The 15,306-nt window shown below is 67.2% G+C and carries 13 protein-coding genes and 1 pseudogene; 3 read left to right on the forward strand and 11 right to left on the reverse strand.

Going from position 1 to position 15,306, the window contains the following annotated elements; genetic code table 11:
• Positions 1-37: 37 nt before the first annotated feature.
• Positions 38-1,711 (forward strand): thiamine pyrophosphate-binding protein, encoded by a 1,674-nt coding sequence (locus tag VLK31_RS22080; protein WP_409170589.1) that lies wholly within the window; start codon positions 38-40, stop codon positions 1,709-1,711.
• A 322-nt stretch (positions 1,712-2,033) separates the two neighbouring features.
• Here VLK31_RS22080 and VLK31_RS22085 read toward each other — a convergent pair whose 3' ends face one another.
• Both VLK31_RS22085 and VLK31_RS22090 read right to left on the reverse strand, forming a co-directional pair.
• On the reverse strand, positions 2,034-2,336 hold the full coding sequence (locus VLK31_RS22085; RefSeq protein ID WP_409170590.1) for a hypothetical protein: 303 nt from the start codon (positions 2,334-2,336) through the stop codon (positions 2,034-2,036).
• Between the two features lie 27 nt (positions 2,337-2,363).
• Positions 2,364-3,599 (reverse strand): ammonium transporter, encoded by a 1,236-nt coding sequence (locus tag VLK31_RS22090; protein WP_409170591.1) that lies wholly within the window; start codon positions 3,597-3,599, stop codon positions 2,364-2,366.
• 425 nt (positions 3,600-4,024) lie between these two features.
• Between VLK31_RS22090 and VLK31_RS22095 the strand changes: the two genes are divergently transcribed.
• A complete protein-coding gene (locus VLK31_RS22095) occupies positions 4,025-4,783 on the forward strand; it encodes a sulfite exporter TauE/SafE family protein (protein ID WP_409170592.1) in 759 nt (252 codons plus the stop codon).
• A gap of 382 nt (positions 4,784-5,165) precedes the next feature.
• On the opposite strand, the gene VLK31_RS22100 is transcribed toward VLK31_RS22095, so the two are convergent.
• From VLK31_RS22100 to VLK31_RS22120, 5 genes are all read right to left on the reverse strand, one after another.
• On the reverse strand, positions 5,166-6,677 hold the full coding sequence (locus tag VLK31_RS22100) for a tripartite tricarboxylate transporter permease (protein ID WP_409170593.1): 1,512 nt from the start codon (positions 6,675-6,677) through the stop codon (positions 5,166-5,168).
• A gap of 12 nt (positions 6,678-6,689) precedes the next feature.
• Complete coding sequence (locus tag VLK31_RS22105) at positions 6,690-7,178, reverse strand: tripartite tricarboxylate transporter TctB family protein (protein ID WP_409170594.1); 489 nt, start codon at positions 7,176-7,178, stop codon at positions 6,690-6,692.
• A 206-nt stretch (positions 7,179-7,384) separates the two neighbouring features.
• A complete protein-coding gene (locus VLK31_RS22110; RefSeq protein ID WP_409170595.1) occupies positions 7,385-7,810 on the reverse strand; it encodes an RNA recognition motif domain-containing protein in 426 nt (141 codons plus the stop codon).
• A gap of 184 nt (positions 7,811-7,994) precedes the next feature.
• Complete coding sequence (locus VLK31_RS22115; protein ID WP_409170596.1) at positions 7,995-8,231, reverse strand: DUF3820 family protein; 237 nt, start codon at positions 8,229-8,231, stop codon at positions 7,995-7,997.
• 6 nt (positions 8,232-8,237) lie between these two features.
• The gene (locus VLK31_RS22120) at positions 8,238-8,609 is read right to left on the reverse strand and encodes a translation initiation factor Sui1 (protein ID WP_409170737.1); all 372 of its coding nucleotides are present in this window, start codon (positions 8,607-8,609) and stop codon (positions 8,238-8,240) included.
• Positions 8,610-8,673: 64 nt separating this feature from the next.
• Between VLK31_RS22120 and VLK31_RS22125 the strand changes: the two genes are divergently transcribed.
• The gene (locus VLK31_RS22125) at positions 8,674-9,951 is read left to right on the forward strand and encodes a DEAD/DEAH box helicase (protein ID WP_409170597.1); all 1,278 of its coding nucleotides are present in this window, start codon (positions 8,674-8,676) and stop codon (positions 9,949-9,951) included.
• Positions 9,952-9,988: 37 nt separating this feature from the next.
• On the opposite strand, the gene VLK31_RS22130 is transcribed toward VLK31_RS22125, so the two are convergent.
• The 4 genes and pseudogenes from VLK31_RS22130 to VLK31_RS22145 all read right to left on the reverse strand — a co-directional run bounded on the left by VLK31_RS22130 (position 9,989) and on the right by VLK31_RS22145 (position 15,288).
• Positions 9,989-11,176: an acyl-CoA dehydrogenase family protein gene (locus VLK31_RS22130; protein WP_409170598.1), complete on the reverse strand. Its 1,188-nt coding sequence runs from the start codon at positions 11,174-11,176 to the stop codon at positions 9,989-9,991.
• Positions 11,177-11,181: 5 nt separating this feature from the next.
• Positions 11,182-12,342, reverse strand: a complete 1,161-nt coding sequence (locus VLK31_RS22135; protein ID WP_409170599.1) for an acyl-CoA dehydrogenase family protein — start codon at positions 12,340-12,342, stop codon at positions 11,182-11,184.
• Positions 12,343-12,370: 28 nt separating this feature from the next.
• A pseudogene (locus VLK31_RS22140) lies at positions 12,371-13,298 on the reverse strand (SDR family oxidoreductase).
• Between the two features lie 34 nt (positions 13,299-13,332).
• Positions 13,333-15,288 (reverse strand): acetyl/propionyl/methylcrotonyl-CoA carboxylase subunit alpha, encoded by a 1,956-nt coding sequence (locus VLK31_RS22145; protein ID WP_409170600.1) that lies wholly within the window; start codon positions 15,286-15,288, stop codon positions 13,333-13,335.
• Positions 15,289-15,306: the final 18 nt, after the last annotated feature.

Below are 15,306 nucleotides of genomic sequence, written 5' to 3' on the forward strand. Positions count from 1 at the left end.
GACCAACACTCAACACCTTCATCTCATCGGACTCCGCATGACCTCACCCCGCACCGGCGGCCAGATCCTGGTCGACCAGCTCATCACCCATGGCGTGCAGCAGCTCTTCTGCGTGCCCGGCGAAAGCTTTCTGGCCGTGCTCGACGCGCTGCACGACGCCTCTATCGACGTGACCGTGTGCCGCCAGGAAGGCGGCGCCACCATGATGGCCGAGGCGCAGGGCAAGCTCACCGGCAAGCCGGGCGTGTGCTTCGTCACCCGCGGCCCGGGCGCCACCAACGCGGCGGCCGGCGTGCACATTGCGCACCAGGACTCCACGCCGCTGCTGCTGTTCGTGGGCCAGGTCGCGCGCGACGCGCTGGGCCGCGAGGCCTTCCAGGAGCTGGACTACGGCGCGGTGTTCGGCACCATGGCCAAGTGGGTCGTGCAGATCGACGACCCGGCGCGCGTGCCCGAGCTGGTGTCGCGCGCCTTCCATGTCGCCACCTCGGGCCGTCCCGGCCCGGTGGTGATCGCGCTGCCCGAAGACATGCTGACCGAGGCCGCCACCGTGGCCGACGCGCTGCCTTACGCCGTCACCGAAACCCACCCCGGCGCGGCGCAGATCGCCGAGCTGCAGCAGAGGCTGTCGCAGGCCCAGCGCCCGGTCGTCATCCTGGGCGGCAGCCGCTGGTCGGAGAAAGCCACGCAGCAGTTCGCGGATTTCGCGGCCGCGTATTCGCTGCCCGTGTACTGCTCGTTCCGCCGCCAGATGTTGATGTCGGCCGATCACCCGAGCTACGCCGGTGACCTGGGCCTGGGCGGCAACCCGCGCATGCTGGAGCGCATCCGCAACGCCGACCTGGTGCTGCTGGTCGGCGGGCGGCTGTCGGAGGTGCCGTCGCAGGGCTACGAGCTGCTGGCCATTCCGCAGCCCAAGCAAGCGCTGGTGCATGTGCATGCCGACGCCGACGAGCTTGGCAAGCTCTACCGCCCGACGCAGGGCATTCACGCCACGCCGCAGGCCTTTGCCGAAGCCGTGGCCACGCTGCGCCCCGCCACCACGCCCGTGTGGCAGGCCGAAACGGTCATCGCCCGCGCGGACTTCGTGCGCTGGAGCGACCCGGCCCCCATTCGCATTCCCGGTCCGCTGCAGATGGGCGAGGTGATGCAGCATCTGCGCGAGGTGTTGCCGGCCGACACCATCTTTTGCAACGGCGCGGGCAACTTCGCCACGTGGGTGCATCGTTTCTGGCCGTTCCGGGCCTTCGCCAGTCAATTGGCGCCCACCAGCGGTTCAATGGGTTACGGCCTGCCGGCCGGTGTCGGTGCCAAGCGGTTGTGGCCGCAGCGCGAGGTGGTGGTGTTCGCGGGCGACGGCGATTTCATGATGCATGGCCAGGAGTTTGCGACGGCGGTGCAGTACGGTTTGCCGATCATCGTGGTGCTGCTCGACAACGCCATGTACGGCACGATCCGCATGCACCAGGAGAAGCACTACCCTGGCCGCATCAGTGCCACCCAGTTGAAGAACCCCGACTTCCGTGGCTATGCCGATGTGTTTGGTGGTCACGGTGAGCGTGTGACCACCACCGAAGAATTCGGGCCTGCGTTGGCCCGCGCGCGCGCCAGCGGCAAGCCCGCCATCCTGCATTGCCTGCTCGACCCGGAGGCCATCACCCCGGGCAGCACCCTGCAGTCCATTCGCAAGGCTGCGTTGGCGGGGGGCTGAGTTCTGGTCGCTTGTTAGGGCCAGGAGTCATTCAGGGCTACGCTCACGCCGACGGGGTGCCTTGCTCCGCGAATGTCCCCCGGCCTGCGGCCTCCTCCTTTATTTCGCTGCGCAAGGCACCCCATCGGCGTGAGCGTTGGACAGAGCCGGGGTTGATCGCGCGATCACCGCAGAGCGTGTCCACGTGCACAGGGCGTCGGGTGCTCCCCGCAGCGAAATAAAGGAGGAGGGCGAAGCCCGGGGGACATTCGCGGAGGGGAGCACCCGGCGGCCTGTGCACGCGCCCTGAACTGACCCCGACCCCGAATTCACGACCCCGAATTCAGCGCAACCCCCCGACATACCGAGGCGGCGGCGTAGGCGGATTTCCATCAGGCTGCCGCGCCGCCAACCGAGCAGCACGGGCCAGCGGCTCCATCGCCTGCTCCAACCGCGTGGCGAGCTGATAGAGCTCCTCGTCCTTCGTGTCCGCCGCATGCGCCCGCGTCATCCGCACGATCTCGGTCGCGTACTCCGCGTTGGTCGCCATCCATTCCGTGTCCGTCACGCGCCCATGCTTGCGACGCAACGCCACGTGAAGACGCGCGGCGAGGGCGATGCGTTCGCTTTCGGACATCGATGGCATGGTCTCTCCCTAATGGCTTGCGGCCGGTCAGCCTCCCTGGTGCTCACGATGCTGAGCAAGATCGAGGCCCAGCTGCTCACTGTTGGCGTCCACACGCAAGCCGACCAACACATGCACCAGCCAAAGCACCACCGCCGTTCCCGTGGCGCTGTAAATGGCCACGCTGCCCACCGCTATCGCCTGCGTCACCACGCTGCCGCTCGCGCCCGAGATGCGCGCATCGGCGAACACCCCCGTCAGCAACGCACCCACGATGCCCCCGATGCCGTGCACGCCGAACACGTCCAGCGAATCGTCCGCGCCCAGCAGGTGCTTGAGCCCCGTCGCGCCCCAATAACAGGCCAGCCCCGCAATGGCCCCAATGGCCAACGCCGCCAGCGGCGTGACGAAGCCCGCCGCCGGCGTAATGGCCACCAGCCCCGCCACCAGGCCCGAACACAGGCCCAGCAGCGACGGGCTGCGGCGCACCGTCCACTCGCCGATCATCCAGCTCATGGCACCCGCGGCCGCCGCGATGTGCGTCACCAGCATCGCCAGCCCGGCACGCCCGTCGGCCGCCACGGCGGAGCCCGCATTGAAGCCGAACCAGCCCACCCACAGCAGGCCCGCGCCCATCATGGTGAAGGCCAGGCTGTAGGGCTCGAAGGCCTCGCGTCCGTAGCCCTTGCGCGGGCCCAGCGCATAGGCGCACACCAGCCCCGCAATGCCCGCGTTGACGTGCACCACCGAGCCGCCCGCGAAGTCCAGCGCGCCCATCTGCGCGAGCCAGCCGCCCGGCTCCCACACCCAGTGCGCGACCGGCGCGTACACCAGCACGCTCCACAGCAGCGCGAACCACAGAATGGCCGAGAAGCGCATGCGCTCGACGAAGGCGCCCAGCACCAGCGCGGTGGTGATGATCGCGAAGGTCAGCTGGAACATCGCGTACACCGACTCGGGAATGTTGGGCGCCACATGGCTCACCGCCACCTGGCCCGCGTCCTTCAGGTACTCGAAGCCCGAGAACCAGAGCTTGCCGAAGCCGCCCAGCCAGGGCCAGCCCGGTGTGAAGGCCAGCGAGTACCCCACGGCAAACCAGGTGAGCGACACCACCGCGGCAATCGCCACCACGGCGGCCATGGTGGCCAGCACGTTCTTGCGCCGCACCATGCCCGCGTAGAAGAGCGCGATGCCGGGCAGCGTCATCAGCAACACCAGCGCGGTCGAGGTCATCATCCACGCGGTGTCTGCCGCGTTGATGGAGGCATGTGTCGCCAAGGCCATGGCCGTGTCTTTTTCGAGTTGTGGACAGTGGCCTTGCGTGCACGAGTCGTGCCATGCCGTTAACGCTCGGAAACACTTTTGTTCGCAAAATGCGCGTGCAACGTAAGGCGAACCGGGTAATTCCCAATGCACTGGCGCGGTGCACGTCCTAAAGTCTGCCCACTCGCGAACGGGCCCTGCTCGTACTGCCGAGGGTCCGAGGAGACAAATTCCCAGTCAACAAGAAAAATGCTCAAAGGCTCCGTACGAGATGCCTGGTCAGAACTTGAAAGGCGCCGCTGGTCGGCGCCTTTTTTATGCCTGTCTGCATTGCATCGACGAGCTTGAGCCCCCTTTTTTCTTCACGCCGAATGTGCCACTAGCGGCTGCCGCACTTGCTTGTAGCGCTAGCTTTTTGATAGCTCCCGGGTGAGACAATCGCCGGCATGGAAATGCTGGTAGTCACGGGTGCCTCGCTGCTTGCGGGTTTTGTCGATTCGATCGTGGGTGGGGGCGGGTTGATCCTGGTGCCGGCGCTGTTTGCGGTGTTTCCGGGCGCACCACCGGCGACCTTGCTGGGCACCAACAAGAGTGCGTCCATTTGGGGCACGGCCGCCGCGGCGGCCCAGTTCAGCCAGCGGGTGCAGATGCGCTGGGGTGCCTTGTGGCCGGCAGCGCTGGTCGGTTTTGCCGGCGCGATGCTGGGTGCCTGGGGTGTCACGGTGTTTCCGGGCGACTTTCTGCGCCGTGCCCTGCCGCTCATTCTTCTGGGCGTGCTGCTCTACACACTGGCGCGCAAGGACATGGGCCGGTTGCACGCGCCGCGCTTCACCGGTCGCGCCGAGACGCTGGCGGCCTGCACCATCGGGTTGTCGATCGGGCTGTACGACGGCTTCTTCGGGCCGGGAGCGGGCAGCTTTCTGGTCTTCTTGTTCGTGCGCTGGATGGGCTACGACTTTCTCAACGCTTCGGCCTCCGCCAAGATCATCAACACGATGACCAACGGCGCCGCGTTGATCCTGCTGGCGGCCAAGGGGCATGTGTGGTGGCACTACGGGCTGGTGATGGCGGTGGCCAATGTGGCCGGCAGCTTGCTGGGCACGCGCGTGGCGCTCAAGCATGGGGCAGGATTTGTGCGTGTGGTGTTCATGGTGGTCGTGAGTGCGCTGATCTTGAAGACGGCTTACGACGCGTTTCTTCGGTGAGCTTTGGCCTATGTTTTGAGCGCTTTTGTTCATGGCGCTGCTCACGCCGACGGGGTGCCTTGCTCCGCGAATGTCCCCCGGCCTGCGGCCTCCTCCTTTATTTCGCTGCGCAAGGCACCCCATCGACGTGAGCGTTTTCAGAGCAGTGGTTGATCGCGCGATCACCGCAGAGCGTGCCCAGGTGCACAGGGCGTCGGGTGCTCCCCGCAGCGAAATAAAGGAGGAGGGCGAAGCCCGGGGGACATTCGCGGAGGGGAGTACCCGGCGGCCTGTGCACACGCCCTGAACAAAGCGCCCTGAACAACAGCAGCAGCCAACAAGCAAACAGCAGAAACAAAAAAGCCCCCGATCAAGGGGGCTTCGAACAATCGCGGAAGAGACATCACTCCTCGACGAAAGCTTCCTCGCGCTTGGCCTTGATCGCTGGCAACAGCACGATGCCCAGCAGCAGCGCCGCAGCCACCAACAGCCCCGCCGACAACGGCCGCGTGACGAACACGCTCCACGCGCCGCGCGACAAGAGCAGCGCACGCCGCAGGTTCTCTTCCATCATCGGCCCCAGGATGAAACCCAGCAGCAGCGGCGCCGGCTCCGTCTTGAGCTTGATGAACAAGTAGCCGATGAAACCGAAGGCCGCCACCATCCACACGTCGAACGTGTTGTTGTTGGTCGAGTACACGCCAATCGCGCAGAACAACACGATGGCCGGGAACAGGAACTTGTACGGCACCGTCAGCAGCTTGATCCACATGCCGATCAACGGCAGGTTCAGGATGATCAGCATCGCATTGCCGATCCACATCGAGGCGATCAGGCCCCAGAACAGCTCCGGGTTGCTGGTCATCACCTGCGGACCCGGCTGGATGTTGTGGATCGTCATTGCGCCCACCATCAGCGCCATCACCGCGTTGGGCGGGATGCCCAGCGTCAGCAGCGGAATGAAGGAGGTTTGCGCGCCGGCATTGTTGGCCGACTCCGGCGATGCCACGCCGCGGATGTTGCCCTTGCCGAAAGGCACTTCGCCCGGGCGCATCTTGATCTTCTTCTCCAGCGCATACGAGGCGAACGAAGCCAGCAATGCGCCGCCGCCCGGCAGAATGCCCAGGGCCGAACCCAGCGCCGTGCCGCGCAGCACCGCCGGCGTCATGCGCTTGAAGTCTTCCTTGGTGGGCCACAGGCCCTTCACCTTGTGCGTGAACACCTCGCGCTCGTCATCGGGCTGCGACAGGTTGCCGATGATTTCGCCGTAGCCGAACACGCCCATGGCAATCACCACGAAGCCGATGCCGTCGGTGAGCTCCGGAATGTCGAAGCTGTAGCGCGCCACGCCAGAGTTGACGTCGGTGCCCACGATGCCCAGCAAGAGGCCCAGCACGATCATGGCCACCGCCTTGATCAGCGAGCCCGAGGCCAGCACCACCGCGCCGATCAGGCCCAGCGTCATCAGCGAGAAGTACTCGGCCGGGCCGAACTTGAAGGCCAGTTCGGTCAGCGGCGGCGCGAAGGCGGCCAGGATCAGCGTGCCCACGCAACCCGCGAAGAACGAGCCCAGGCCCGCCGCGGCCAGGGCGGGGCCCGCTCGGCCCTGCCTTGCCATCTGGTAGCCGTCGATGCAGGTGACCACCGACGAAGACTCGCCCGGCAGGTTGACCAGAATGGCCGTGGTCGAGCCGCCGTACTGGGCGCCGTAGTAGATGCCGGCCAGCATGATCAGCGCCGACACGGGCGGCAGCGCATACGTGGCGGGCAGCAGCATCGCGATGGTCGCGACCGGACCGATGCCCGGCAGCACGCCAATCAGCGTGCCCAGAATGCAGCCCAGCAGGCAGTACAGCAGGTTGGTGAAGGTGAAGGCAACGCCAAAACCGATGGAAAGGTTGTGGATCAGGTCCATGGTGCGTGCTCCTCAGCCCGAAATGAAAGTGGGCCAGACCTGGATCTGGAGCTTCAGCGCCCAGATGAAGGCCACATAGCTGCCGGCCGCCAGAATGGTCGACAGGATCAGCACGTCGCGCAGCTTGAATTGCTCGCCCGCCATGCTCGAGATGATGGTCAGCGCGTAAATCGCGATGATCATCCCCATGGCTGGCAGCCCGATGCTGGGCAGCCCGCCCAGCAGCACGCCGAAGGCCAGGTTGGCGCCGAGCACGAAGGCCAGCGGCTTCCAGGCCCACTTGCCGATCGGGTCGCCGTCGGTGGTTTCGACCACCAGCGCCTGAAACATGATGATCGCGCCGAGCACGGCCAGCAGGATGCCGAGCATCAGCGGGAAATAACCCGGCCCCATGCGGGCGCCGTTACCCACGGTGTACGTGGTGGCGCCTATCGCAAACGCGCCCCCCACGCTGGTGAACATGACTCCCGAAAAGAAGTCCGCCTGACTCTTGATACGCATCTCTCGCCCCTCTTTGTATGGAGGGGTGAGGGTCGTTCTGCGGGCCTGACCGTTGGCTGACCGCAGTGGTACGGACTAATGCTTACCGGGTTTTCATTAGGTGGAGCTGACTTGGGCCTTTCTTGCCCGGCGCAGAAACGAAAAAAGCTCCCGAAGGAGCTTTTTTTCATTCAGAGAGCCGAAGCTCTCAGAGTGCAGGGGAGGGCTTAGTAGCCGCCACGGCCACCGCCGCCGCCGCCACCACCGTAGCCGCCGCCACCACCGCTGCGGCCACCGCCGCCGCCGCCGTAACCGCCGCCACCACCACCACCGCCGTAGCCGCCACCGCCGCCACCAGCGCCGCCGCCGTAGCCGCCACCACCGCCGGTGCGGGGAGGACGAGCTTCCATCGGACGGGCTTCATTCACCGTCAGGGCACGGCCCTGCAGCGAGTGGCCGTTCATGGCTTCGATGGCTGCGAGTGCTTCAGCATCCGAACCCATTTCGACAAAGCCGAAGCCCTTCGAACGGCCGGTGTCACGTTCCATCATGACCTTGGCGCTGACGATCGAGCCGAACTCGCCGAAAGATTGTTCCAGGTCGTTGTCACGCACGGAGTAGGCCAGGTTGCCTACGTAGAGTTTCTTGCCCATGGAGGGACTCCTAATTCAAACCAACAATACAAAGCGATGGAGTCCCAGAATCACAACAAACAAGTGCGCTGTGGCGCGAAACTGACCGATCACCGAATTACGTGCACGGGAGACAGCGAGGTCTCACAGACACGTGAGCCGGATTATCCAGTGTGAATTGCAAAAACTGTTGGAAATTTGTGTGTTATTGAGAAACACTTTTGCCGCGCGGGCGGTTTCGCAACGGTTTCAGCAGGTCGGAAAGCCCGTTGTGGTCGATTTCATGCATCAAAGCCAGCAACCGACCGATCTCTCCCGAGGGAAAACCCTCGCGTGCGAACCAGGTCAGGTAGTTTCCGGGCAAATCGGCAATCAGCGTGCCCTTGTGCTTGCCGAAAGGCATCTCCAGTGTCACCAGGCGCTGCAGGTCTTCGGGTTTCATCGGGGTTCAGCCTCCGGCCCGCTTGACCGTGTGGCCCTGCTTCACCAGGGCAGCGATCACGGTTTCGCGATGGTCGCCCTGAATTTCGATGACCCCGTCCTTCACCGTGCCACCCGAGCCGCAGGCCGTTTTCAGCTGCTTGCCGAGCGCCGCGAGGCCTTCCGCGTTCAGCGCAACTCCCTTCACCACGGTCACGCCTTTGCCTTTGCGTCCCTTGGTCTCGTGCGATACGCGGACAATGCCGTCCGTGGCGGGCACGCGCGCCTTCAGTTCCTTGCACCTGCACTGGGCCACGGGCTCGCCGCAGTCGGGGCACATGCGCCCGCCCGCCTCGGTGGAGTACACCAGGGCGCTGCCGGCTTGATTGCGCTGTTTCATCGTCGACATTCGGTTCGTCTCTTCTCTCTCTATCTCTCTCGGGTTTTTCTCTCTGTCTGCTCACATGCCATTCGATTCACTGGGCCTGACCCCCGCGCTCGTGCAGGCTGCCGCCGAAAGCGGCTATGCCACGCCGACCGCCATCCAGGCCGCGGCCATCCCCTCGATTCTGCAAGGTTGCGACGTGCGGGGCTCGGCGCAGACCGGCTCCGGCAAGACCGCCGCATTTTCCCTGCCGCTGCTGCAGCGCCTGACCACCGAGCCCGCTCAGGGCTCGGGCCGTGTGCGCGCCCTGGTGCTGGTGCCCACGCGCGAGCTTGCGGCCCAGGTCGGTGAAACCATGCGCAGCCTGGCGCAGCACCTGCCCGAGCGCCTGAAGATCGTCATCGCCTTCGGCGGCGTGTCGATCAACCCGCAGATGATGGGTCTGCGCGGCGGCGCCGACATCGTCATTGCCACGCCGGGCCGCCTGCTCGACCTGGTCGAGCACAACGCGCTCAAGCTCAATGCCGTGTCGATGCTGGTGCTCGACGAGGCCGACCGCCTGTTCGACCTGGGCTTTGCCGAGGAGCTCGGCCGCATCCTTGCGCTGCTGCCAGCGCAGCGCCAGAACCTGCTGTTCTCCGCCACCTTTCCGCCGGCCATCCAGGCGCTGGCCGACGGCATGCTGCGCGAGCCGGCCGTCATCGACGTGCAGGGCGAGCCGGGCACCGAGCCCAACATCGTGCAGCGCGTGATCGAGGTCGACCCGGTGCGCCGCACGCAGCTGCTGCGCCACCTGCTCAAGCAGCACGAAGGCGAATGGGACCGCGTGCTGGTCTTCGTCGCCACGCAGCATGCGGCCCAGATCGTGGCCGAGAAGCTCTACAAGAACGGCATCTACGCGGTGCCGTTCCACGGCGACATTGCGCAGGGCACGCGCACCAACATCCTGTCGGACTTCAAGCAGAGCCGCTGGGACGTGGTGATTGCCACCGACCTGGCGGCGCGCGGCATCGACATTGCGCAGCTGCCGGTGGTCATCAACTACGACCTGCCGCGCTCGCCGACCGACTACATCCACCGCATCGGGCGCACCGGCCGCGCGGGTGAGAGCGGCCTGGCGATCAGCTTTGTGAGCGCATCGACCGAGGCGCACTTCCGCCTGATCGAAAAGCGCCAGGGCCTGAGCCTGCCGCGCGAGCGCATCGAAGGCTTCGAGCCGACCGAGGTGGCCGTGCCGGTGGTGGACGCGTCGGGCAACGGAGGCGTCAAGGGGGCGCGGCCGAGCAAGAAGGACAAGCTGCGCGCGGCGGCTGCGCTGGCCGCCGCACAGGGCGAGTCGCCCGACAAGAAAGACTGAGCGCGGGCGAGCATGCGGTCGGGCGGGCCGCCGCGCGCTACCAGCCCAGCTGCCTGGCGGCCAGCTCCTTCATGATTTCTTCCGCCCCGCCGCCGATCATCATCACCTTCACCTCGCGGTAGATGCGCTCGCTCACCGTGCCGCGCATGAAGCCCATGCCGCCCAGGATCTGCACCGCCTGGTCGGCGCAGAACTGCATGGTCTGCGTGGCGTGGTTCTTCAGCATGCAGATCTGCGCCACCCACTCCGGCGCATTGAAGCGGCCGGCTGCCTCCAGTGCATCGCCCTCGGTGGACACGGCCTCGATCCACGCCTCGGTAGAGGCGATGCGCATCTGCATGTCGACCAGCTTGTGACGCACCGCCTGGTGCTCGATGAGCGCGTGGCCGAAGGTCTTGCGTTCTCGCGCCCAGGCCAGCGCCTCGTCCAGGCAGGCCTGCGAAAAGCCCAGCGCGCTCGCGGCCAGGCCGATGCGTTCGCCGTTGAAGTTGCCCATGACCATGCGAAAGCCCGCGCCCTCCTTGCCCAGCAGGTAGCGCGCCGGCACGCGCACGTTGTCGAAGTGCAGGGTGGCGGTGTCGGAGCACAGCCAGCCCATCTTCGACAGGCGCGTGCGCGACAGACCCGGTGTGTCGCCCGGCACCAGCAGCATCGAGATGCCGCTCGCGCCGCGTTCTTGGCCGGTGCGCACGGCCACGGTGATCCAGTCGGCGCGCATGCCGGAGGTGATGAAGGTCTTCTCGCCGTTCACCACGTAGTGGTCGCCTGCGCCATCGGTGTCTCGCCGCGCGGTGGTGCGCAGCGCGGCCACGTCGGAGCCGCCGCCGGGTTCGGTGATGGCGAGCGCGGCAATCTTCTCGCCGCGCAGCACCGGCGGCACCACCTCGTGGCGCACCGCGTCGCTGGCGTGCAGCACCACCGGCGGCAGGCCGATGTTGTGGGAGAAAAGGCTGGCGAGCACGCCGCCGCTCTTGCCGTGGCGCGCCAGCGCTACCCACGCGGGCAGCTTGAGCGAATACGACGCAGGGGTGCCGCCCAGTTCCTCGGGATAGCTCAGCCCGAGCAGCCCCAGTTGCGCGGCGCGCGTGTACAGCGCACGCGGAAACTCGCCCGCGTCGTCCCACGCCTGCACGTTCGGCGCGATCTCGTTCTCGGCAAAGCGGCGCACCGTGTCGGCGAGCGCCGCGCGGTCGGCCTGCAGTTCGGCCTGCAGTTCGGCGTCCATGCGGTTCAGTGGCGCGCGGGCCGCTTGGCGATGCCCATGGTCTTGGCGAGGATGCCGAGCATCACCTCGTCCGCGCCGCCGCCGATGGAGCCCAGCCGGCCGTCGCGGTACAGGCGCGACACGCGGTTTTCGAGCGTGAAGCCCATGCCGCCCCAGAACTGCAGGCAGGTGTCGGCCACCTGGCGCGTGAGGCGGCCGGTCTTGAGCTTGGCCATCGAGGCCAGTTCGAGCACGTCTTCGCCCTGCACATGCAGCTCGCAGGCGCGGTAGGCGAGCGCGCGCAGCGCCTCCACCTCGGTCTTGAGTTCGGCCAGCTTGAACTGCACCCACTGCTGATCGGCCAGCGTGGCGCCGAACATCTGGCGCTGCTGCGCCCATTCGATGGTCTGCGCGATGCAGTCTTCCATCGATTCGAGCGAGCTGGCCGCGGCCCACAGGCGCTCTTCCTGGAACTGCTGCATCTGGTAGATGAAGCCCTGGCCCTCTTCGCCGATGCGGTAGCGCTGCGGCACGCGCACGTTGTCGAAGTAGATGAGCCCGGTGTCGCTCGAATTCATGCCGATCTTGCGGATCTTCCTGGCCTTCTCGATGCCGGGGCTGTCCATGGGCACCATCACCAGCGACTTGTTGCGATGCACGGGCCCCTCGCTGGTGTTGACCAGCATGCACATCCAGTCGGCCTGCAGGCTGTTGGTGATCCACATCTTCTGGCCGCTGATGAGGTAGTCGTCGCCGTCCTTGCGCGCATGGCTCTTCAGGCCCGCCACGTCGCTGCCCGCGCCGGGCTCGCTCACGCCGATGCACCCGACCATGTCGCCCGCGATGGCGGGTGCCAGGAACTCGCGGCGCAACTCGTCGCTGCCGAAGCGCGCGAGCGCGGGCGTGCACATGTCGGTCTGCACGCCGATGGCCATGGGCACGCCGCCGCAGCTGATGTGGCCCAGCGCCTCCGCCATGGCCATGGCGTACGAATAGTCGAGCCCGCCGCCGCCGAAGGCCTCGGGCTTGTTCAGGCCCAGCAGGCCGAGGTTGCCGAGCTTCTTGAAGACCTCGTGCGCGGGGAATATTTCGGCCTCTTCCCATTCGTCGACATGCGGGTTGATCTCTTCGTCGATGAAGCGGCGCAGGGTCTTCTGAATCTCGAGGTGTTCGTGGGTGTACTGCATGGGGTGTCTCCGGTCGGTCGGTCGTTCTTCAGTGGTCCTGGGCGTTCGGGGTGTCCTGGCCGTCCTGGAACACGCGCGGCGTGGTCGCCAGGTGGAAGCCGTCGAAGGGCTGCACGGCGGCACGCTGGCGCGCGTGCATCGGGCAGTTCCATCGGCCAGCCCATGCGCACCTGCGGGCGCGCACCATCCACGCGCAGCACGGTGCCGCTGATGAAGCTGGCCGCGGGGCACAACAGAAAGGCGATGGCGGCGGAGGTTTCGGCCTCGGTGCCGAAGCGGCCCGCGGGCAGGGTCTTGCGCATGGCGCGCAGCATGTCGCCGGCCTCGGGCGGGTAGTGGTCCATGCCGCTGGAGGCGATGTAGCCCGGCGCCACCGCGTTCACCCGCACGCCGCTCACGGCCCATTCGGCGGCGGCTGTCTCGGTGAAGCTCACCATGCCCGCGCGCGCCGCGCCGCTGTGGCCCATGTTGGGCATGGAGCCCCAGATGTCGGCCACGATGTTGACGATGGCGCCGCCATGCGCCTGCATGCTCTGCAGATAGCACTCGCGCGCCACCAGAAAGCCGCCCGTGAGGTTGGTGTGAATCACCGCCTCCCAGCCCTTGGCCGAGATGGCGGCCAGGGGCGTGATGTACTGCCCGCCCGCGTTGTTCACCAGCCCGTCGATGCGGCCCTGCGCGGCAACGATGGCGGCCACGGCCGCGCGCACCGCCTCTTCCTGCCGGATGTCGAAGGCCTGCGTGCTGGCCTTGCCGCCGGCGGCCTCTACTTCGGCCCGCACCGCGTCGAGCTTCTCCTGCTTGCGCCCGACCAGCACCACGTGCGCGCCCAGCGCGGCCAGTTCGTGCGCGGTACAGCGACCGATACCGGAGCCGCCTCCGGTGACGACGATGACCTGCCCGTCGAACAGGCCGGGCGTGAAAACGGAGCGGTAGCGCGACAACGGAGCGTTCATGCAAAAGACTTTCGAAAAGGGACGGGGTCGCGCATCAGGCGTCGGCAATTTCAGCGACCACATGGCGCGCGGCCACCTGCGCACCCAGCGCAACGTGCAGCGACACCCGGCCGGCGCGCGGCGCGCAGTGCACGTGCTCCATCTTCATGGCCTCGAGCGTGACCAGCGGCTGGCCCGCCACGACAGCGTCGCCTTCGGCCACCAGCAGCGCGATGACGCGGCCGTTCATGGAGGCGCGCAGCAGGTTGCTACCACCCGCATCACCGGCATCACCGGCGCGGGCCACGGCCACGTGCGTGAGGTTTTCCAGCCCGAAGGCCCGGCCGCGAAAGTGGAACCAGGTGCGCCCCGGCTCGCGCACGGCGAAAGCCTGTTCGGCCACGCCGCCGCATGAGAAGCGCAGGGTGCCATCTGCATGCACCGCGAGCAGCGCAACCTGCGCGGGGGCCGCGTCGTTCAGCGCGACGTCGAACGCACCGTGGCCGCGCGGCGTTACCCGCGCGGCGTGCACCGTGCCATCGAGCGCAAAGCGCAAGGCATTGGGCAGCGTGTGCGCCAGCGGTGACGGCCAGCCGCATTCGCCCAATTGCAGCAGCAAGGCGGCCAGCAGCGCGGCCTGCGTGTCGGTGGCTTCGTCGGGCGCGAGCAGTGCATCGAGGTGATCGGCAATGAAGGCCGTGGTAGCCGCGCCGTCGGCGAACACCGGGTGCTGCAGCGCGCGCTGCAGCAGTTGCTGGTTGGTCGCGATGCCGAGCGCCACCGTGTCCTGCAGCCCGGCAACGAGCCGGTGCCTGGCTTCGTCGCGCGTGCGGCCGTGCGCCACCAGCTTGGCGACCATCGAGTCGTAATAGGGCGGCACGGCCGCGCCGTCGCGCAGCGCGTGCTCGGTGCGCAGGGCTGGCGAAGGCCGCCACGCCGCGAAGGTGCCGCTCTGCGGCATGAAGCCTTGGCGCGGGTCTTCGGCGCACAGGCGCACTTCGATCGCATGGCCGGTGATGTGCACGTCCTGTTGCGTCAGCGGCAGCGGCTCGCCGGCGGCCACGCGCAGTTGCAGTTCGACCAGGTCGAGCCCGGTCACCGCCTCGGTCACGGGGTGCTCGACCTGCAGGCGCGTGTTCATCTCCATGAACCAGTACTGGCCGTCGGCGTCGAGCAGAAATTCGAGCGTGCCCGCGCCTTCGTAGGCAATGGCCTTGGCCGCCGCGACCGCCGTGGCACCCATGCGCTCGCGCAGGGCCACAGACACCGCGGGCGAGGGCGCCTCTTCAATCACCTTCTGGTGCCGGCGCTGCACCGAGCAGTCGCGCTCGCCCAGGTGAATGGCGTGGCCGTGCCGGTCGGCGAACACCTGAATCTCGATGTGCCGCGGCGCGACGATGGCGCGCTCCAGGATCACGGTGGCATCGCCGAAGGCATGCAGTGCTTCCGACTGCGCGCTGTGCAGCAACTCGGCGAACTGCGCGGCCGACGCCACCAGCCGCATGCCGCGCCCGCCGCCGCCGGCAGTGGCCTTGATCATCACCGGCCAGCCGATGCGTTCGGCCTCGGCCGCCAGCGTGTGCGTGCCCTGGTCTTCGCCCTGGTAGCCCGGAATGCATGGCACGCCCGCGGCCTGCATCAGCCGCTTGGCGCCGGCCTTGTCGCCCATCGCGCGAATGGCCTCGGGCGACGGTCCGATGAAGACCAGGCCCGCGTTGCGGCAGGCCTGTGCGAACTCCGCGTTCTCGGCCAGGAAGCCGTAGCCGGGGTGCACCGCATCGGCGCCGCTGGCGCGCGCGGCCTCGATGATTGCGGCGATGTTCAGGTAGCTCTGCGCGGGCAGCGGCTCGCCGATGTGCACCGCCTGGTCGGCTTGGCGCACGTGCTCGGCTTCGGCGTCGGCGCTGGAATACACAGCCACCGTGCGGTAGCCCATGGCGCGCGCGGTGCGCATCACGCGAACCGCAATTTCGCCGCGGTTGGCAATCAGGATCTTGTGGAAAGCGCTCATAAGGCAAGCTCCGCGCGA

This window comes from Variovorax sp. H27-G14, assembly GCF_046156345.1.
Classification (GTDB): domain Bacteria; phylum Pseudomonadota; class Gammaproteobacteria; order Burkholderiales; family Burkholderiaceae_C; genus Variovorax.

Excerpts from the sequence above, each read along its gene's own strand:
- VLK31_RS22145 (WP_409170600.1), bottom strand. The coding sequence starts at position 15,288 with ATGAGCGCTTTCCACAAGATCCTGATTGCCAACCGCGGCGAAATTGCG.
- VLK31_RS22080 (WP_409170589.1), top strand. The coding sequence starts at position 38 with ATGACCTCACCCCGCACCGGCGGCCAGATCCTGGTCGACCAGCTCATC.
- VLK31_RS22095 (WP_409170592.1), top strand. The coding sequence starts at position 4,025 with ATGGAAATGCTGGTAGTCACGGGTGCCTCGCTGCTTGCGGGTTTTGTC.
- VLK31_RS22135 (WP_409170599.1), bottom strand. The coding sequence starts at position 12,342 with ATGCAGTACACCCACGAACACCTCGAGATTCAGAAGACCCTGCGCCGC.
- VLK31_RS22105 (WP_409170594.1), bottom strand. The coding sequence starts at position 7,178 with ATGCGTATCAAGAGTCAGGCGGACTTCTTTTCGGGAGTCATGTTCACC.
- VLK31_RS22110 (WP_409170595.1), bottom strand. The coding sequence starts at position 7,810 with ATGGGCAAGAAACTCTACGTAGGCAACCTGGCCTACTCCGTGCGTGAC.
- VLK31_RS22115 (WP_409170596.1), bottom strand. The coding sequence starts at position 8,231 with ATGAAACCCGAAGACCTGCAGCGCCTGGTGACACTGGAGATGCCTTTC.
- VLK31_RS22085 (WP_409170590.1), bottom strand. The coding sequence starts at position 2,336 with ATGCCATCGATGTCCGAAAGCGAACGCATCGCCCTCGCCGCGCGTCTT.
- VLK31_RS22090 (WP_409170591.1), bottom strand. The coding sequence starts at position 3,599 with ATGGCCTTGGCGACACATGCCTCCATCAACGCGGCAGACACCGCGTGG.
- VLK31_RS22125 (WP_409170597.1), top strand. The coding sequence starts at position 8,674 with ATGCCATTCGATTCACTGGGCCTGACCCCCGCGCTCGTGCAGGCTGCC.
- VLK31_RS22120 (WP_409170737.1), bottom strand. The coding sequence starts at position 8,609 with ATGAAACAGCGCAATCAAGCCGGCAGCGCCCTGGTGTACTCCACCGAG.
- VLK31_RS22130 (WP_409170598.1), bottom strand. The coding sequence starts at position 11,176 with ATGGACGCCGAACTGCAGGCCGAACTGCAGGCCGACCGCGCGGCGCTC.
- VLK31_RS22100 (WP_409170593.1), bottom strand. The coding sequence starts at position 6,677 with ATGGACCTGATCCACAACCTTTCCATCGGTTTTGGCGTTGCCTTCACC.